This window comes from Ekhidna sp. (genome assembly GCF_965212185.1).
In the GTDB taxonomy this organism is placed as follows: domain Bacteria; phylum Bacteroidota; class Bacteroidia; order Cytophagales; family Cyclobacteriaceae; genus Ekhidna.
Genome location: NZ_OZ243102.1, coordinates 3195297 through 3214105, shown reverse-complemented (window position 1 = coordinate 3214105; position 18809 = coordinate 3195297). Strand labels below are relative to the sequence as shown.

Below are 18809 nucleotides of genomic sequence, written 5' to 3'. Positions count from 1 at the left end.
ATATGAGTCAACAGCTATCAGCCAACAGCCAACAACTGGTTCCCGCCATCATCCAACATGCACAAACCAATCAGGTATTGATGCTTGGCTACATGAATGATGAATCTCTAGCTAAAACAAAATCAGAAGGAAAAGTGACTTTTTATAGTCGATCAAAACAGCGACTATGGACGAAGGGCGAGACCTCAGGAAACTTCTTGAATGTGGTTAGTATTCAGGAAGATTGCGATAACGATACCTACTTGATCAAAGTGATTCCTGAAGGAGACACGTGTCACAAGGGTACCTACACTTGCTTTGGGGAAAAAGAACCTGCTGGTTTCCTTCACGAATTACAAGGGGTGATCCAATCAAGAAAAGCCAACCCATCCGAGAAATCGTATACTTCAGAGCTATTCCAAAAGGGAACAAAGAAGATTGCTCAGAAAGTAGGTGAGGAAGCTAATGAGGTTATCCTTGAAGCGATGGATGGAAAGAAAGATTTGCTGGTCGAAGAGTCTTCTGACTTACTATATCACTTTTTAGTCTTGCTTGCAGATCAGGACTTACAGCTGGAAGATGTGGAGGCTAAATTGATGGAGCGGCATCTGAAGAAGTAACTGGTTATTTTTTTGGTATATCTTTTAAAAACCAATTGAGAGACTCTTTTAGCCTGTCGGGCTCTTTGAAGAGATCACTTGAAATGGTAACAGTATTTCCGTTTTTCAAGTGCAGTTTCCAAACAATAGACTCCAATCCTTTTCTAAAAGAGGTTTTGCGCTGTTGCTTTACAATATCTGTTTTATTGATCACCTGACTCTTTTTCAGATTCTTGATTCCGATTTCTTCTTCTGAAATTATAACTGTGGTGAAACTTAATACAAGCGCCACAGTCATTAAAGCTCCAACAGCGAGCAAAATCCAAATTAGGGTAGAAAGTTCAGCTCTTCCACGTAAGATCAATGCAGTCCCAAAGAATAAACCTGGGATAAAAATCATTAAAGTATTTGATCTGAAAACTTTATTGTGATCTGCCATAGTATACAAAGGGAGCCCAAAAATAAGGCTTGGTAAATCCTGCACCATGTTTTCCTTCAATAAACTCCCTCTTAGTCTCTGCTATCGCTTCGTAGTAATCCATACCATCCTGATTAACTTTTTTATACATCTCCACCATGAAAATGGCAGTAGATCTATCATCAACAGACCAAAGCGATACAGAAAGCCCATTGGCTCCCGCTATTAAAAATGATTGAGTTAATCCTACTACTCCTTCACCTCCGTAGATTTTACCAAGACCTGTTTCACAAGCAGAAAGGTTAACAAAATCAGCATTGATATTCAATTCGTGAATCTCTTGAGTTCTCAGGAATCCATCCTCAGACCTTTCATTTTTATAGATGCTGAGAACTACGGCTGATAGCTCGGGCAGAACAGGTACAGTGAGCCCATGAGTAGCTAAATGTAAAACCTTATAGTTAGCCAATGATCCGTTTTTGTTCAGATACTTTATATAAAATTCATTCGAACGGTACAACGAATAGATTTCAACATCTGGAACTACTTTACTGATATGTTCTATTTCATAAAGTGTGCCCGGTAGATTACTCATTTTAGTGATCCCCAGTTTTTTATAAGTCGAACGAAGAGATTTTTTTGGATTTTGGTCCAATTCAGCTGTTAAACTCTCTTTTAATAGCAAATCTGTAGAGTTGCCAGGTAGAAGAGATAATAAATCGGTATCGATTCTTATGGGGCCATCAAACTCCTCTTCGGGCAGCACTTCATCATCAGGTAGTTTCATTTTTTCCTTGAATGTATCTTCATCGTAAACAGAGCCACCAAATGCCAACATGTATTTTCTATCGGGCGAATAGTTTCTTTCATTGAGCACTTTAAGTACACCCATTGACTGGGTGTATCTTATGTTTTTAGATAGAATCAGGTACTCTCCACCAGAACTTTTTAGCGTTTCAAAAGGCAGGTAGTTGAGGAGACCATCCGGGCTGATAATCAGATTTTTTTTACTGGCAATATGCTTCTGCACAGGTTTAATTAAAAGGTCGTAGAAATAATTACTAAGTCTTTCCTCAGGAATCCGTTTAATTAGAAAATTTCGGTAGTAATTAATCGCTATTTCAAAAATGTCATTTTGCTCTTTAACTCCAACGGCCTCTTTACCTATCATTTTAGCGACTATGAAGGTTAAAGATCCTCTTTGAGATTGGGTTTCCGCTTTGCTTTTTCCTTTACTGAGGTTCACCACATTCTGTATGAAAGATCGATCGTCCAGAATTATGCCGTCAATGCTGTTATTGGTAATGATTATGAGAAGTTTTTCTCGCCAATCAGCATTTGCATAAATCAACGCAACATCATCTTTGCCTAGCAGTTTTTGTGTTTCTGCCAGACTTAATACTTCCGGTTCACCGGATGATTTAGCTATTTGCTCTGCCAGGTATTTCGATCTTCCAGCCTCGATTGCCTCAAATGTCTTGGCTACTTTATCGGTTTTCATGTAGCACGAAGCAAGGTATTTATAGGTCTTGATTTGACTTGAAAGGTATTCTCTTCTTATCGGTCCGAATGCAGAGCTGCGAAGCTCTTCCTTAAGCAATACTGCTTCTTCGAAGTATGTGATGGCTGAGGTATAGTTGGCTTTTTCATAGTAGATGGCACCAATATTGGATAAGATAGATGAAGTGTATTCCTTGTCTTTGAGATATCGGGCGTTTGAGAGACCTTCCTCAAATATCATCAGTGCATCCTCATATTTTTTTTGGTGAAAATACACTAGGCCTAGACCCATCAATCGATCGGGGATCTTTTTATCATTTTTAGTCTTTCTATCATAATTAATGGCCGTCTTTATTTTTTCTTCAGCGGCTTGAAAATCACTTTTTTCAACATAGATTTCGGATAACAGCATTAAAGCGCTAGAAGGATTTGCACCAAGAGCAATTAATTTATTGGCTGTTTCATTCAAGAGATTGAAAGCTTTATCCAATTGATTCCATCTAATATATATTTGACCGATATCAATATCCTGTCGGATCGCACTACGTTTATTGCCGCCCAATTCATAGAATTCTTTGGCTTTTTCCAGATATTCAAGCGCTTGTGAATAGTCCCCCCATCGAAGATACGCACCAGCGATATTTGAATAAGAAACTCCTGCAGAATTAATCTCCTTCATTTTAAGGTTTAGCTTTAGGGCCTCCTTGTGGGCTGAAATAGACTTCTGGAACTTTCCAGTTCGCTGATACCCCATGCCTACATTGTTGAGCATAAGCTTTAAATAAGCCGGCTCATTTAATTTCCTCGCAAGTCTAATACCGGACTCATAATGATCGATTGTATTTTCAAATCTGAATGCCTTTTCTGAGCAGAATCCTGCATACAGATAGGCCTGCATTAGCCTATTCTCTCTTGTGGGATGTACCTTACCAGACTCCTCACCTTCAATATACTTCTCGAAATAACCTGTAGCCAACGCCCAATTTTTCTCATCATAAGCACGTTTGGCAATCGTGAAGTTCACATCATTGGTACTGTATACTTGTTCTTGAGAGTACCCTCTGATGTATATGAAGAAGATTATTCCAATAAATAGGTATCTGAGTTCTTGCATAAATACCGGTGCTACTTATTGAAATACTGCGTTAAGTACTGATCTGCAGTTTTATTGCCATAACTACGAGCTTTTTGTAAATCATTTACAGTAGCATCCATTCGTTTCAGCGACCAATTAGCATATCCACGATAAAAGTAAAAATCACCGAGAGCTCTGATATTTGGGTTGGTCACATTCCTGGAAGCATTGATGGCTTTTGTGGCCCACGAAATGGTGTTATTCCAGTCTTTCATTACATAATAGACCATAGAAGCACTTCCTGCGTCAATGAAATTCCCTTGAAGTTCGAATGCCTTTCTATAGTATTCAGCCGACTTAGAATTTTGCTGCTTAGCGTAATAGTTTTCTGCCACATAGGAGTATGCCATGCCAAGATTTTCATAATTAGGGCAATTTTCAACGATGCTTTGGAAGTCATTGTATGCAAGCGATTTATCCTGATAGGACGCTGAAAAATAGTATACCTTACCTCGTTCATAAAAGGTTCTACAGATTGGAAATTTTTCAATGGATTTGGTGTAGGAATCCACGGCTTGATTGTAAAGCTTCATTGTATGGAAAATCACTCCTTTCTTAAAATAAAGTTGAGCCCAATCAAATTTTATTACTGAAACCCCATTTTCAGCTCTCGTATAATATTCCAGAGCTTTTTCATAGTTTTTTTCATTCTGGAGAATCCAGCCCATATAATAATTTGCGTAGAAACCGTCACTGAAATACATATTAGCAGAATCAAAATAGGTTTTTGCAAGTTCAGAATCCCCTTTTATCCAATTCACAAATCCATCTGTTGTATAACCCAGCGAAAACGACCATGATCTGGATTCTGGTAGAAGGTAGCTGACTATTGTGGGGCTAATCTTCCGAATTTTCTTGGCAATGTCGAACGCTTCATCGTGTTTGCCTTGGTAGGCTAACTCTCTGGCTTTCAAAAAATAGACCGATGGTATACTAAGTAAGTCAGCCTCTGTGGTGTTATTGTCGATGGCTTCAAAAATATGATCAATAGCATCTAAGCGGTCTTGACCACTGGCATCAATTACATCTCTCATCAGCATACCAAAAGGCACAAAGGCATCCCCATATATGTCCTCACTTTCGCTCTGCGCATGTGAAAAAAGGAAGGATGATATTAGCAGAATTAATAATAGATTTTTCATGTCAGATATTTTATGAGGTGGAAGATTGCAGCTTTGATTCTGCTCACTTATTAAGCAGAATCAAAACCACGATCATATTTACAGTTTAGCAGGATCGAGTTTCCCTAACCAGATCTGATTTTTTGTTTCTTTAGTTGAACCGTATCCCAGAAAGATTTTTTTCTTCCCTCCATCAATTGAAATTGAAGGTATTCCTTCGGATGGTAAGGCGTAAAGCAGAAACTTTTCATCACCTAATTTTTGGTAATCCTCCAATGTTCCGGACTCAGGATCGAACTTGGCGATTGCCCCAGTGAATCTTCGAACGATCGTAGTTTGAGTATATTCAATACTCCCTTCCGTCCATTTGCTTACGTATTTATTTATCTGATTTACTGTGAAGGTATTCCAAAACATATTGCCATTGGGTCCTGTGAAAATCTGTCCTTGATCTTGAAAAAACCGTGGGTCAGTATCCGGATCTATTGCACCACCGATTCCTGCTTTTTCTTTTTGTGATTCAATTCCATAGAGCCGCTTGAAAGTGCCATCAGCAGCAAATTGGAACATTAACAAGCTTTTATAAAGTGGTTTTGTTGATCTGGCGTCCAGGCTCCAATCCTGCGCATTGATGAAAATATCTCCATTAGGAGCGATATTTAGGTTGCCAAATGCTACACGCTTGCCATCATATTCAACTTTCTTTTTCTGACCCGCTGGTTTCACAGAAAGTTGATTAATCTCATCCAATGTTGGGCCCGCAACAAAATCCACCTTGTCGTCAGTCACTTTAAGAATTTGGAAAACATCTTGTTTGCCAGTTCCAATAGCAGCCAAAATATCTTGATGCTTTTCGTTCACATCTTTAGATTCTCCTGGCCCATAAACATATACGGACCCATCCTTTTCGTAAGCACCTAGGATCTGCCAGTTGTTGGCTTTGGTTTTAAATGTGGCTTTATTCATCAATTCACCTTTTGGCGAAAGACGAACATAGGTCCATTCATTCGGGTTAGGAGCCTGATTCACTTTAGGCTTGTATACTTTCCCTCCTGCATTGGCGAAAACCAGGATCATATTTACATCTCCCGTTTCTGTAAGAAACCACCCTCCAAAAAAGTGACGCTGAACGTAATCAAAAGACCACTCGGCGACTACCTCACTCTCCATGTTGGGTTTGATGCGGTGTACTTTGTAAGCATCAACAACAAGTCTTTTCTTGTTTACTGTACCAGAAACATAGAGTAAATCACCGGCAGCATTGTTGTAATGCAGTACATATGGATTTTGCATGGTCTTACCCACAAGCTCTTTAGCTTTAACCTTTTCAATCACCTTCGTTTCAACATCATATGTGCGACTCGTCCAGTTGTAGTTGTACGTTGCTTCCGTTTTTTCGATTTTGTTGTTCATTGAGCCACCCAGTGTCAGCATGGTGGTTGAATAATCTTCACCTTTATAGTTGGCTGGCATTTTAGCAGCATCAGTTTTTACGGTCGTTTGGTTAGCATCATAACCTCTTACTTCGATTTCTTCTGAATGATCGGAAATCAGATTTAAGTCATAATCAAAAACCAAGCGGTTTCTTTTGATAGACTTTCTTTTCACTTTGTTTACATAAACAAGCTCAAACTGCTGATTTTGATCATTTACGATAACTTCATTAGGGAAACCATAAAATGCGGAAAATCGGCTGTCTTTTTTTGAAAGGTCAATGATGTTTTCCTTTTCCAAAAGCTGAGCAGGTACCTGAAACAGCGTACATATCAGTATCTGAATAGCAATAATTTTTTTCATGATGATTGATTTAAATGAATAATGATTTATTTCGATTTTTTCTCAGCAAGTACATGTTTGACCAATCCGACCACATTATTTACCCCGGATTTTGAGTAGATACTCTTTCGATGGGATTCGACCGTGCGTTCACTAATCCCCAATTCACTAGCTATGACTGAGTTAGATTTTTCATCGAGAATTAGCTGCACGATCTCTTTTTCACGTGGTGTAAATGGCACTGACATAGGCTTCTAAGATTTTCATATCAAAGTTGGTTTAAATGAAAACCTGATGCATCAGGGGGTTTATGCATTTTCCACTAGGGGAATTCCCTTAGTGGAGATCATTTACGTGGATAAATCACACTAATTGATGTTCGATAGCAAATTTGGTGAGTCCAACAAGTGTAGACGTGTTGGTCTTGCGGAAGATATTACGTTTGTGAGTTTCAACCGTTTTTTCACTAATGAATAACTCTTCTGCTATCTGTTTTCCAGTATATTCTTTAACTACTAATGTGATGATCTCACGTTCTCGTTCGCTCAATAATTCTTCTATCGAGGGATATTTGATGTCATCTACCAACATTTTGGTGACAGCAGTGCTCACAAAGTTTTCACCAGTCGCTGTTTTTTCTACAGCTTCAATCAACTCATTCTGAGTAGAATGCTTAAGTACATAACTATCTGCGCCAGCCTTTAATACATCTTTTACGATGTGCTTTTCCTGATGCATGCTTACGGCAATAATTCCTATTTCAGGATAGGTTTTTTTCACTTCTAAAATAAATTCGGTCCCCTTCATTTCTGGCATATTTACGTCAGTAATCAATACATCAATCGAGGTATTGACTAGAATTTCTAATGCCCTTTTAGCGGAAATTGCGGTTGCTACAATTTCATGATTTCCATGATTTTGTAGTAACTCCATCATACCATCAATCATTAGTTGATGATCATCTACTATCAATATTTTGACTGGACCTTTCATGCTTAAGCTGCCTCAGCTTTTTGTTTTAAATAAGGGATTTCTATAATTACAGTCGTATTTTTTCTGCCAGGCTGGGTGTCAAACTCAATTTCTCCATGAAGCAAGTCTAATCTACTGTGGATGTTTTTCCATCCGTTTCCTTTGCCATGTTTAAATTGATTCAGGTCAAATCCATCACCATTGTCTTCCACTATCAGTGAAATGCCGTGATTGATATCCGTAATGCTGATGTTCAGCTTTGTAGCATTAGAATACTTAATAATGTTGCTGACAAGCTCTTGAACCACGCGATAAATTGCCACTTTCTGCTCATCATCAATCTGATTTTTGATATCAAAAGACTGGAAATCCACTTTAAGACTGCCATCTGCATTGATCTGCTCCTTTAATTCTTCAATGGCCTGTTCCAGGCCTTTTTCAAACAATGTATGTGGCATCAAATCAAAAGCAATGTTTTTAAGTGAGCTGTACATGTTATCTAAAATGGTTTCAGACTTTTCAGTGGTTTGACTTTTGGTATTCATGACATTTAATTTTAATGCTGAGATCAATTGACCAAAGTCGTCATGAAGATCCATTGCAAAGCGCTTCCGCTCCTTTTCCTGTGATTGAATAACCGCTCGAATCTGTTCCTCTTTTAATCTGGTTCGCTCTTTTTCAAGCATCACTCGTTGTTTGTATTGGTTTCTTTTGAATAGCCAAAAACCAATCACAATAAGCCCAGCCAATAATGCAATAAGAATGAAAATACTTGCTCTGTTGTTTTTAATAACAGCTGCTTGTAACTCTTTTTCAGTGTTTAGTAATTCTATCTCTTGCTCTTTCTTCTCAGTTTCATATTTCGTCTCTAATTCTGCTATTTGCTTGTTCTTTTGCTCATTGAGCATAGAATCAGTGTATGCATAATAAAGATCCTTGTATTCAAGAGCAGACTTATAATCATTCAAATCTGTATAAGCTTCCGAAAGGGATAAATAGTATTGTTGAAAGTGATATTTGGACTTGAGCTCTTTTATGGTTGTAATTGCCGAGTCACCATAAACAAGAGATTGATTCATATCCTTGAGCTTACGACTTAAGTCCATCACCTGAAGGTAGCTTCCAGCCATTATATTTCGATCATTTATGGATTTTGCTGCTTGAATTGCAGTTTTAGCTGTAACTAAGGCTTTTTCTAACTCACCATTCTCTTCATATATGATAGATAAGTTATTTAATCCAATGACCTGACCTTGCTTGTTGCCAGTGGCATCATACATTGCGATAGCCTTGCTTAGAAAAATTGCACAAGAATCTAGTTTCTGCTGAAAGAAGTAGTTTCCCGCAATATTCATTGTGGCATTACCGGCGGATACTGTGTCCCCTTTACCTAAGCTTCCTGCCAACGCGAGCTTTAAATAGTCATTCGCTTTTTTGTATTCTTTAATCTCGGTGTAGGTAGTTCCAAGCTGATTATATACATCAATACAATTTTGAGTCAAACTATCATCACAATGTGGAAGGACTTGAAAATAATAATAGGTTGTAGAGTCGTAATCCCTGATGCGATAATGAGCATATCCGATATTGTAATAAGTTTTCAGCATAGCTTCCTGGTCATTTGACTGCAAGAACCCTCTCAGTGCTTTTCTAAAAGATTGTAAACTCTCTTCATGATAACCTTGCTTTACCTGAGCCAATCCTCTGGCCTGAGCTACTAAAGCGACCCCACGTTCAGATTCTAAGGAACTGTAAATTGTTTCCGATTTCTCAAACCAATTTTCTGCTAGTTCATAATTGAAATGTTCCTGATAGATGTATCCATAATCGAGGTAGGCTCTGGCGAGTCGCTCATCATCATTTATTGATTGACTCATGCCAATAGCCAGTTTCACATATTCAATAGCTTTCGTGCTATCCTTAACGGAATAATGTTCCGTCAGCTTGTGCAGCAGGTCAATGTTGGTTGAATTTGCTTCATCGGTAAGCTCAGATTCAAGTAAATTGACTTGAGCAGATGAATGAAGTACTAGGAAGAAAAGTAAGTGTAGGATTTTGATGGAACGAACCATGATTCAGTGATTTTGGTAATTAAGGTCCTTTCAATTTCCTAAAAAAATCACTGATTGTCAATTACCTCTCAATTATCGACCTTCCTTAATCAATTGTTGCTCCTTCAAAATAACTGATTCGGATATGTGAATCCCCCTCTGTTCCAACAAAATGAAATTGAGTTCTAGGCCAGGTTGCTTGAGGGAAGTTTTGTTTTAGTATCGGGTTTTCAACTTTGATGATGATTCCAATGATTTTTGGATTTTTGCCAGCTTTGAACTGTTCATTCATCCTTCTTTTAGTCTCGCTCAATAATCCAATTGCAACACCGTGTTGTCGATAATCTTTGCTGACAAACGTTCGAAAGTACCAGAAATTTTTTCCAATAGGTTTAAAATAATAATCTCTGATGGTACAGACGCCCATAATTTTGCTTTCTGACCCTCGTGCAATAAGAGCAATTTCATTAACTCTTTGATGTGCCTGCTCAACACCTAATGCCTTTTCTCCAACCCAAAAATCAATGATCTCTTTTTTAAGGCTATCGTCTAATTGATTGAATACGAATTCAATTTGTGGAGTCATGATGACTAATCAATAGGATAAGGGACAAAAACGAAGTTTGTAAACTGCTCGTCAATGACGAATAGACAACAAAACTCATCCGGATCCTTATAATTCTCTTTAAAAACCTTTTCCTCTGCTATCAATCCACGCTGGGTAAATTCCTCCATCATGGATGCAAAGTATTTCCATTCATTTTCTATCTGACCTATATCTACCAGCAACTGACCGATTGGTTGATCGATCTGGCACATGGCAAAGACAGGATACTCAGAGAACTCTTGCTTTCTGATAGCATAAGAGGCTTCTTTAATAGTCTCTGAAATTTTCACAAAATCGGAGGAAATTTTACCTAGGTATTTTGGGTTTAATTCTGGATCGTTTTGCATTTGTTTATTTCAAACTCTATTCAATTGTTTCTAGAAGGATACTCACTGGAAGAAAAAATTCACATGCAAAACTAAGCTTACAATACAAGATCAGAAAAGGATAGGCATGAAAGAACAAAAAGTCGAAAAGAATGAATTTTGCTCGATTTTGGTTACTCTTTAGTACGTTTGTTAGGTAAGTGTATTTTGATCATAGGATTAAATCACACGTATAAATTTGAAAATGTGCATTAAAACACTATCGCCTGTCTTACTCGCAACATTGATCTTTTTCGGAACTGTTTCTGATATTTCTGCCCAAAATTTTCAATCAATTGAAAAAAAAGCGATCAGATTTTTTCGAAAAGGCAACCTGGTCAAAGCCAGGGATCAATTCCAACTGCTATATGATGGTGGATACAGACTAAACAGCACTGCTTCTTATCTTGCTAAATGCCATATGGACCTTCATGAGTATTCCGAGGCGCAAAAGGTATTTAATAAACTTAGCGATTTAGACGATGAAAACGTGTATTTGTATGCGTTAGCCAATATCCTGAGTGAAAATTTCAAACGCGCAGATAGCCTTATAAAGTTGCTGAATAACACCACACTTTTCGATTTAGATCAAGCTATTTTGGCCATTTCAAAAGCTGAGAAATACTATAATGAAAGCAAGGGTTATTATGTTCAAAACCTTGGAGCATCAATTAATTCACGTGATTGGGAGTATAATGCGATCATGTATAACGAGTACAATGAGCTCATTTTCACAAAAAGAACAGAAGCATCCGAAGAGGTGGATGCTGATGGTTTGGCTTACGAAAAGATCTTCTATACAAAATTAGACTCAGCGAATGGTGGAGAATGGACCGCTGCAGTCCCTTTAAATATGGACGAAAATAGAGATGACACCCATGTTGCAACTGTTCAAATTTATCGTGATGGTGAAAAAATGATTTCCTATCGCAACGGAGATCTATACAGTCATACCTTAAAGGATGGAAGATGGCAAAAAGATGAAGGGTTGTTTATCAAAGGGATTGATGGAAATAATACACACTGTTTTGTCACCGATGATGAGAATACCGTGTTTTTTGCTTCTGATTTTCAATCTGAGGGAGAGCAGCTTGATTTATTTGTTATACAAAAAGATCAATACGGGTACTGGAGAAGTCCAGAACCCCTAAGAGAGCTCAATACACCTTATGATGAGGATTCGCCTTTTTTGGCTCAAAATGGCGTTTTATACTTTAGTTCCCGTGGGCATGACACTATGGGTGGATATGATATTTTTCAAACAAGCTATGATTCCATCTCTCAGAAATGGAACGAACCAAAAAATCTAGGTTATCCAATCAATACAGTGGCTGAAGATACCTACTTTACTATTGACGGAAAGCTGGGTTATTTAAGTTCTACACGGACTGGTGGATTCGGCTCGCTAGATGTGTATCGTGTCTTTTTATTTAATAAAGTAAGTGTTGCCGGACAATTGTTGGATAGTGCCAGCAATCCCATTGCCGACGCTGAAGTAAACATCAAGTACGATTCTACAAATTTAAGGACTTATACGGATGGTAATGGGGCGTATGAATTATTGGTTCCGATATACAAAGAAATGAAAGTCACATTTGAAAAAGATACACGAGTGCTTCATGAAGGCGAATATGTGGCACATGTATATTTTAAGGATAAAAATGACAATTCATTCAATTTCTATTTTGAAAACACGGAATTAGCTCAAATCGGTGCTGGTGCAGCAGCATCTAATGTGAAACATATTAATGTGAAAGTGCGCAATGATTACGCTGAAAACTTGATTATAGAAAAAGTGCCAAAAAGAGAGGAATTAGTATGGGCTGACAGTGTTAATTCTGCGGATAGTCTCATTTATGTGAAAGATTTCTTGGCACGAAATGACACCATTCAATTGATCAAAGAAACAGTAAGTGTCACCTCAACAAATCTTAACATAAATGATATGGTGATCATTAAAAAGATCCAGTCTAAAGATAAAAGTACAGCCAGTAAAGAAGAGTTGAAGATTAATAGCAAGCTGTATACGGTGCAAATTTTGGCGATGACAATACCAAATAAGCCAGATCCAAATTATTTCAGAAATCTTGAGCCCCGATCAATTGTCCTAAATGTGGAGGGAAAAGATGGATTCAATCGATTCTATCTGGGAGCGCATGAAACAAAAAGAGATGCTGTTAAAGCCATGCGTGAATTGAGGGAAAATGGCTATGAAGATGCGTTCATTCGTAAGATCAAGAAATACAAGGAACTCTAAAATACCCACTTCTAGTTGAGCTTTTCAATGCTTCTTGATTTACTTTCTCAACTTTAACAAAACCACATTCTCCACATGTGCTGTCTGCGGAAACATATCCACCGGCTGAATTTTAACCACCTCGTACGATTGTCCCAATACCTCCAAATCCCTCGCCTGTGTAGCAGAATTGCAGCTCACATAAACGATTCGATCGGATTTCAGATCAGCAAGTAGCTGTGTTACTCTTGGGTGCATGCCTGCTCGTGGTGGATCTGTAATGATCACGTCCGGTTTTCCGTGAGTGTTAATGAATTCATTGCCCAGCAAATCTTTCATATCCCCCGCATAAAAATCCGTATTAGTGATCTTATTGATTTCACTGTTGATTTTTGCGTCTTCAATCGCGTCTTCTACATATTCAATACCTATTACTTTTTTTGCTGAGCGAGCCACAAAATTCGCAATGGTCCCAGTGCCTGTGTACAGGTCATAAACCAGTTCATCACCTTTCAAATCTGCAAATTCTGCAGCAACCTTATACAGCTCATGCGCTTGTTCGGAATTCGTTTGATAAAAAGATTTAGGCCCAATTTTAAATTTCAAATCACCCATTTGTTCCATGATGTGGTCCTTTCCTGCAAACAATTCCACCTCTAGATCACTGTATGAATCATTTCCCTTTTCATTCACTACGTACATCAGTGAGGTAATCTCAGGAAACTCCTTTTTTAAGTAATTCATCATCAGATCAATCAACTCCTGATCTCGATAATGTACTTGAAGAATTACCATTACTTCACCCGTTGAAGCTGTTCGGATAATTAAGTTTCTTAAGAACCCTTCTTGTTTCTTTACATCGTAATATGGGACACTATGTGCATCTGCAAAAGCTTTAACCTTTAAGCGGATGTCATTAGAAGGATCAGATTGTAAATGACACTTATTGATGTTTACAATTTTGTTGAACTGCTTGGGAATATGAAATCCAAGACCTGTACGTACATGCTCTTCTCCACTAGCAATTTCATCTTTCGTCAACCACCGAAAATTCGAAAAAGTAAACTCCAGCTTATTCCGGTAGAATGAGGTTTTTTCAGAACCTAAAATGGGCATTATATCTGGAAGATCAAGTCCACTAAGTTTTCGGAGATTTTCATCCACATGTTCTTGCTTATATTTTAGCTGAGCATCATACCCCATATGCTGCCATTTACAACCACCACACAGTCCGAAGTGCTCACAAAACGGCTCAATTCGTTCGTCTGACTTTTTAAGCAGCTCTTCAGCATAAGCTTCCAGAAACTTCTTTTTCTTTCCTACAACTCTGGCTTTCACCACATCGCCTGGCACAGTCTCCTTCACAAATACCACTTTGCCATCTACACGCCCTACACCTTTTCCTTCCGATGATATTCCCGTTATCACCAGCGAATCAATTGTTACTCCTTTTTTCATTATACACAAAATTAGCATGAGCATTTCTGCTTTGTCGGTTCTGATATACTTATTTCTATTTGATTTTTTTTGGAGAGAACTGGCAGCTTTCCACATCCACTGATATTCGCGCTGTACGCCTTACGCTGTGCCGGCTTCCATCCCGTCTAGATTGCGACACTATCCACTTCGATCATATTAGTGATTGGTATATTGGTAATTAGTATTTAGAACAGAGTAGTTATTAAGGAGGATGGGATAGAAAATTAGCTAGTCTTAATCAGTAAGTCACTCTAAACTTGATTTAGGTTTTATGAAATAATTTTAATATCAATATTTTGTAAATGCTGAAATAAATTCAATTGACTTAGTAGATGTAGTTGGACGCACTTAAATAATACGTCACCCTGAACTTGTTTCAGAGTCTCCTAAATTTCAGGGTCTATTTTAAGGTTATGAGAAAAGGCTACACCTACATCCTCTCGAATGCGAAAAGAACTCTACTCTATGTTGGGATGACCAACGATATAGAAGTGAGAGTATTGCAGCATAAAGCAGGTATAGGCTCAAGATACACAAAGAAGTACCACCTTAAATACTTAATGCACTTTGAAACATTTCCTTTAATAGAACAGTCAATTGAACGTGAAAAGCAACTGAAGAACTGGCACAAAGAATGGAAGTGGAATTTGATAAAAGCACATAATCCGGAATTGAATGATTTAGCAGAAGACTGGTTTGATGAGAGAGATATTGAATCAGTGTTAACAGGAAAATTGAAGTAGAGCCAAATTTTAAGAATAGCATTATAAATGATTGTCACTCTGAACTTGTTTCAGAGTCTACGGAAAGGTTTAAAAATTCTATAACGTAGATGCTGAAATAAATTCAGCATGACTAACCTAGAGAACTTTCCTGCTCTAAATTTTTGAGTCACCCTGAACTTGTTTCAGGGTCTCTATTCTTAAAAAAGTGATACCACACTAACTTCGCCCCATGTTCGACCTGTCATCCATAGACCTGCCAATAGTAGATATTCTTGAAGAAGTCAAAAGCCAACTTGCAACTGATGCAACACTGATTGTACATGCACCTCCTGGTGCTGGAAAAAGTACACTCCTGCCTTTGGCGATCTTCGAAGAGGCCTGGCTGAAGGGACAGAAGATCATCATGCTGGAACCAAGACGCTTGGCAGCAAGGTCTGTTGCCATGCGGATGGCCGAATTGTTAGGCGAGAAAGTAGGGGAGACTGTAGGGTATCGCATTCGTTTTGAAACGAAAGTGAGCGACAAGACTAAAATTGAAGTTGTGACAGAAGGTATACTCACTCGAATGCTTCATGGAGATAACTCACTCGAAGGCATTGGATTGGTCATCTTTGATGAATTTCACGAACGTAGCATCCATGCAGATGTAGCATTGGCCCTTTGTCGTGAATCACAGCAGGTCTTGCGTCCGGACCTGAAAATATTGGTCATGTCAGCAACGCTCAATACACCTCAGCTAGCTGGTCTATTGAATGCAAAAGTAGTAGAGAGTCAAGGCCGACAGTATCCTGTGGAGGTTTTTCATGAGGGCGATCAGGATCAATACATGATTCCCGAGATGACAGCTAATACCATCATGAAAGCCTCAAAAAAGCATGATGGAGATATTTTGGTATTCCTACCTGGCCAGGGAGAAATAAAGAAATGTGAAGGAATACTGCGTCCGAAACTAAGAGGATGGTCCATTCATCCACTATATGGACAGCTTCCATACAATAAGCAGAAAGCTGCAATACTACCTGATCGGGAGGGAAGGCGAAAAGTTGTTTTGGCCACCAATATTGCTGAGACCAGTTTAACCATTGAAGGAATTAAAGTGGTGGTAGATACTGGATTCGGCAGAACGATGAAATGGGATCCCAAATCGGGATTATCACGACTGGAAACGGTGCAGATTTCAAAAGACTCAGCAGATCAGCGGGCAGGGAGAGCCGGTCGATTAAGTTCGGGTGTGTGTTACCGTATGTGGTCAAAAGTAACAGATGGTCGCCTTCAGGAACATCGAACACCGGAAATTTTAGAGGTGGATCTGGTATCATTGGCGTTGGATTTGGCCAGCTGGGGTATCACAGATCCTTCCAGCTTGACCTGGCTTACACCACCACCAAGAGGAGCCTGGCTTTCCGCTATCAACACCTTGCACGAGTTAGAGGCTTTAGAAAATGGACGAATCATCGATCATGGCAAGAACATGCACCGCTTACCGTGTCACCCTCGGATCGCACACATGATGCTAATGGCAGAAGACGATGATCATGTGCCTTTAGCTGCAGATATTGCTGCTCTGCTGGAGGAACGAGACCCTCTAGGTAAGGAGGCGGGTATAGACATCAATAATCGCATCGAAGTTTTGCGAACACATCGAAAAGAGGATCGAAGAGGGGGTAGACTAGATCGAATTGAGAAGGTAGCTGCTAGCTATCGTCAACTATTTGATGTGGAAGAAGACAATGATCCCTTTGATCCGTATGAAACCGGTCTTTTGCTCACCTATGCATTTCCGGAACGCATCGCGCACAATCGACCCGGAAACAATGCGCAGTTTAAGCTTGCAAATGGACGCATAGCTATGGCCGGACATAAAGACGATTTGGCTCATGAATCCTGGCTGGCTGTAGCCAATTTAGATGCCAGAGATGGTATGGGAAAGATATTTCTGGCCTCACCGCTCAATCCCAAAGACCTGGCCTCTCGAGTGAAAGAGGTTGAAGTGATTGAGTGGGACACGGAAGATGGAGGCCTAAATGCAAGTATGGATTTACGCATTGGGAGCATTGTCTTAAAGTCAGTGCCTTTACCGGATCCGGACTCTTCCAATTTGACAGAAGCTATTTCTGAGGCAATTAAAAAAGAAGGCCGAACACTTTTAGATTGGAACGAGCAGGTTGAGCAACTCCAAAATCGTGTAAAAAGTCTGAAAAAATGGCTTACTGCATATGATTGGAAAGATTTCAGTACTGACAATTTGTTGCTTACCAATAATGAATGGCTGACTCCTTATTTGGAGGGTGTTCGTAAGCCTCACGAGTTGAAGAAAATCAATCTCTATGAGGTACTTTATCATTCACTGGATTATGAAAAGCAGCGACTACTGGAGAAATTGGCTCCTGCTAAGATGGAAGTACCAAGTGGATCGAGTATTAAGATAATGTATCGAGACAATGGAGAGGCGCCTGTTCTGGCTGCACGCATTCAGGAGCTGTTTGGAATGGCCGAAACCCCTACTGTGAATGAAGGAAAACAACCATTGCTTATTCATTTACTTTCACCGGGTTTTAAACCTGTTCAGGTGACTTCTGATCTGCAAAATTTCTGGAACGAAACCTACTTTGAGGTACGAAAAGACCTGAAGGGCCGTTACCCAAAGCACCACTGGCCTGACGATCCGTGGACTGCAGAGGCAGTTAGGGGTGTGAAGCGGAAGAAGTAAACAAAACATTTTGGTCACCCTGAATTTATTTCAGGGTCTACATCATTGTTTACGGTCTACAGAATTTAGATGCTGAAACAAGTTCAGCATGACTTGAGCATTTTTTTGTTTGGTACTATTTAAAGTTAGAACGTCACTCTGTACTTGTTTCAGAGTCTTTAATAATATTTGGAGCAAATAGAGTGCAGATGCTGAAATAAACGCGGACGGCTAGTCTCAGCATGACTAAAATTTCACATCACTAGCATGTCATTCTGAACTCAGTGAAGGATCTATTCCCCCTTTGAAGGGGGGAGTGATGGGACTGAGGGTAAGCAGGGGGTTGTATCCACCGAAGCAGTCTCATCATAGGACGTGTCACGGAAGAGTGAGATCGCCTCACCTCCTTTGTCGTATCGCGATGACGGTAGCGCACAAAAAAAGCCTGAATGAAAAATTCATTCAGGCTAGTAAAAGTATTGTTAGTTACCTACTGCTATTTTCTCCCCAGCATCACACCGATCACACCACCGGTGATACCCATCATGATCATAGAAACCAAAGGGTCTACAAGTGCACCGGTAAGGTTCATCATGTTGGAAGTACCGAACATGGTTAGGTTCATGGCAAGTCCCAGGATAAGTCCTAGAATTGCACCGGCTTTTAACCCACCACTGAATGTGGTGATGTTCGCCCATTTGCCGAAAATATAGACCAGAAAATAGGCCTGGAAAAGATTTCCCACAATCAGCGCCCACCAGACCATATCCTCTTCTGCGCGCATCACGTTAGTCGCAGAGCCGGCATTGTCTGCATAGAAATCCATCAATAAAAACCCGTAAAAGAGCCATCCCAATAGGAAAAATACGACAAACCCAACCAGGGTTGCCAATACTCGATTTTTAGCTGTCATAATTAATTTAGGTTAGTGTTACTCTATAAAGCTAAGGAATTTTGTGAATAATTTGACTGCTATTAGTTTGAGGAGGCACTTGTCCTTCTCCACTGAAGATCCCGGAATAAATCCGGGATGGGATATCAAAAATATTACCGTCACTGCGAGGGAGGAACGAGCGAAGCAGTCTCATTATAGGCTGGATCACTGAAGAATGAGATCGCTTCTCCTCCTATCGTCGGATCGCGATGACAGTAACATT

Annotated in this window: 15 protein-coding genes; 4 read left to right on the top strand and 11 right to left on the bottom strand. The window is 39.3% G+C overall.

What is annotated here, in order from left to right:
- Positions 1 to 2 precede the first annotated feature (2 nt).
- A complete protein-coding gene (gene hisIE, locus ACOMC3_RS14045) occupies positions 3 to 599 on the top strand; it encodes a bifunctional phosphoribosyl-AMP cyclohydrolase/phosphoribosyl-ATP diphosphatase HisIE (RefSeq protein WP_420316515.1) in 597 nt (198 codons plus the stop codon).
- Positions 600 to 603: 4 nt separating this feature from the next.
- Here the strand turns inward: hisIE and ACOMC3_RS14040 are convergent, their stop codons facing one another.
- The 9 genes from ACOMC3_RS14040 to ACOMC3_RS14000 form a co-directional block, all read right to left on the bottom strand.
- Positions 604 to 978: a hypothetical protein gene (locus tag ACOMC3_RS14040; protein ID WP_420316514.1), complete on the bottom strand. Its 375-nt coding sequence runs from the start codon at positions 976 to 978 to the stop codon at positions 604 to 606.
- Between the two features lie 22 nt (positions 979 to 1000).
- Positions 1001 to 3610: a CHAT domain-containing protein gene (locus ACOMC3_RS14035; RefSeq protein WP_420316513.1), complete on the bottom strand. Its 2610-nt coding sequence runs from the start codon at positions 3608 to 3610 to the stop codon at positions 1001 to 1003.
- Positions 3611 to 3621: 11 nt separating this feature from the next.
- Positions 3622 to 4773 (bottom strand): tetratricopeptide repeat protein, encoded by a 1152-nt coding sequence (locus ACOMC3_RS14030; protein WP_420316512.1) that lies wholly within the window; start codon positions 4771 to 4773, stop codon positions 3622 to 3624.
- 78 nt (positions 4774 to 4851) lie between these two features.
- On the bottom strand, positions 4852 to 6549 hold the full coding sequence (locus ACOMC3_RS14025; RefSeq protein WP_420316511.1) for a hypothetical protein: 1698 nt from the start codon (positions 6547 to 6549) through the stop codon (positions 4852 to 4854).
- Between the two features lie 26 nt (positions 6550 to 6575).
- Positions 6576 to 6776 (bottom strand): LuxR C-terminal-related transcriptional regulator, encoded by a 201-nt coding sequence (locus tag ACOMC3_RS14020; protein WP_420316510.1) that lies wholly within the window; start codon positions 6774 to 6776, stop codon positions 6576 to 6578.
- A gap of 115 nt (positions 6777 to 6891) precedes the next feature.
- Positions 6892 to 7521: a response regulator gene (locus tag ACOMC3_RS14015; RefSeq protein WP_420316509.1), complete on the bottom strand. Its 630-nt coding sequence runs from the start codon at positions 7519 to 7521 to the stop codon at positions 6892 to 6894.
- 2 nt (positions 7522 to 7523) lie between these two features.
- On the bottom strand, positions 7524 to 9572 hold the full coding sequence (locus tag ACOMC3_RS14010; protein ID WP_420316508.1) for an ATP-binding protein: 2049 nt from the start codon (positions 9570 to 9572) through the stop codon (positions 7524 to 7526).
- An 85-nt stretch (positions 9573 to 9657) separates the two neighbouring features.
- Positions 9658 to 10137, bottom strand: a complete 480-nt coding sequence (locus tag ACOMC3_RS14005; protein WP_420316507.1) for a hypothetical protein — start codon at positions 10135 to 10137, stop codon at positions 9658 to 9660.
- Positions 10138 to 10142: 5 nt separating this feature from the next.
- The gene (locus ACOMC3_RS14000) at positions 10143 to 10505 is read right to left on the bottom strand and encodes a hypothetical protein (RefSeq protein WP_420316506.1); all 363 of its coding nucleotides are present in this window, start codon (positions 10503 to 10505) and stop codon (positions 10143 to 10145) included.
- 223 nt (positions 10506 to 10728) lie between these two features.
- On the opposite strand from ACOMC3_RS14000, the gene ACOMC3_RS13995 reads away from it, so the two are divergent.
- Entirely contained in the window at positions 10729 to 12780 is a 2052-nt protein-coding gene (locus tag ACOMC3_RS13995; protein WP_420316505.1) for a hypothetical protein, read from the top strand.
- A gap of 39 nt (positions 12781 to 12819) precedes the next feature.
- Here ACOMC3_RS13995 and rlmD read toward each other — a convergent pair whose 3' ends face one another.
- Positions 12820 to 14217, bottom strand: a complete 1398-nt coding sequence (gene rlmD, locus ACOMC3_RS13990; RefSeq protein ID WP_420316504.1) for a 23S rRNA (uracil(1939)-C(5))-methyltransferase RlmD — start codon at positions 14215 to 14217, stop codon at positions 12820 to 12822.
- A 434-nt stretch (positions 14218 to 14651) separates the two neighbouring features.
- Between rlmD and ACOMC3_RS13985 the strand changes: the two genes are divergently transcribed.
- A complete protein-coding gene (locus ACOMC3_RS13985; RefSeq protein WP_420316503.1) occupies positions 14652 to 14981 on the top strand; it encodes a GIY-YIG nuclease family protein in 330 nt (109 codons plus the stop codon).
- Between the two features lie 211 nt (positions 14982 to 15192).
- The gene (hrpB, locus tag ACOMC3_RS13980) at positions 15193 to 17673 is read left to right on the top strand and encodes an ATP-dependent helicase HrpB (protein ID WP_420316502.1); all 2481 of its coding nucleotides are present in this window, start codon (positions 15193 to 15195) and stop codon (positions 17671 to 17673) included.
- A 475-nt stretch (positions 17674 to 18148) separates the two neighbouring features.
- On the opposite strand, the gene ACOMC3_RS13975 is transcribed toward hrpB, so the two are convergent.
- Positions 18149 to 18544: a DUF1761 domain-containing protein gene (locus tag ACOMC3_RS13975; RefSeq protein WP_420316501.1), complete on the bottom strand. Its 396-nt coding sequence runs from the start codon at positions 18542 to 18544 to the stop codon at positions 18149 to 18151.
- Between the last annotated feature and the right edge of the window lie 265 nt (positions 18545 to 18809).

What these genes read in the sequence shown, in the direction of transcription:
- hrpB (WP_420316502.1), top strand. Translation starts at nt 15,193, where the DNA reads ATGTTCGACCTGTCATCCATAGACCTGCCAATAGTAGATATTCTTGAA.
- ACOMC3_RS14000 (WP_420316506.1), bottom strand. Translation starts at nt 10,505, where the DNA reads ATGCAAAACGATCCAGAATTAAACCCAAAATACCTAGGTAAAATTTCC.
- ACOMC3_RS14020 (WP_420316510.1), bottom strand. Translation starts at nt 6,776, where the DNA reads ATGTCAGTGCCATTTACACCACGTGAAAAAGAGATCGTGCAGCTAATT.
- ACOMC3_RS13995 (WP_420316505.1), top strand. Translation starts at nt 10,729, where the DNA reads ATGTGCATTAAAACACTATCGCCTGTCTTACTCGCAACATTGATCTTT.
- ACOMC3_RS13985 (WP_420316503.1), top strand. Translation starts at nt 14,652, where the DNA reads ATGAGAAAAGGCTACACCTACATCCTCTCGAATGCGAAAAGAACTCTA.
- rlmD (WP_420316504.1), bottom strand. Translation starts at nt 14,217, where the DNA reads ATGAAAAAAGGAGTAACAATTGATTCGCTGGTGATAACGGGAATATCA.
- ACOMC3_RS14030 (WP_420316512.1), bottom strand. Translation starts at nt 4,773, where the DNA reads ATGAAAAATCTATTATTAATTCTGCTAATATCATCCTTCCTTTTTTCA.
- ACOMC3_RS14025 (WP_420316511.1), bottom strand. Translation starts at nt 6,549, where the DNA reads ATGAAAAAAATTATTGCTATTCAGATACTGATATGTACGCTGTTTCAG.
- ACOMC3_RS14040 (WP_420316514.1), bottom strand. Translation starts at nt 978, where the DNA reads ATGATTTTTATCCCAGGTTTATTCTTTGGGACTGCATTGATCTTACGT.
- ACOMC3_RS14005 (WP_420316507.1), bottom strand. Translation starts at nt 10,137, where the DNA reads ATGACTCCACAAATTGAATTCGTATTCAATCAATTAGACGATAGCCTT.
- hisIE (WP_420316515.1), top strand. Translation starts at nt 3, where the DNA reads ATGAGTCAACAGCTATCAGCCAACAGCCAACAACTGGTTCCCGCCATC.
- ACOMC3_RS14010 (WP_420316508.1), bottom strand. Translation starts at nt 9,572, where the DNA reads ATGGTTCGTTCCATCAAAATCCTACACTTACTTTTCTTCCTAGTACTT.
- ACOMC3_RS14015 (WP_420316509.1), bottom strand. Translation starts at nt 7,521, where the DNA reads ATGAAAGGTCCAGTCAAAATATTGATAGTAGATGATCATCAACTAATG.
- ACOMC3_RS14035 (WP_420316513.1), bottom strand. Translation starts at nt 3,610, where the DNA reads ATGCAAGAACTCAGATACCTATTTATTGGAATAATCTTCTTCATATAC.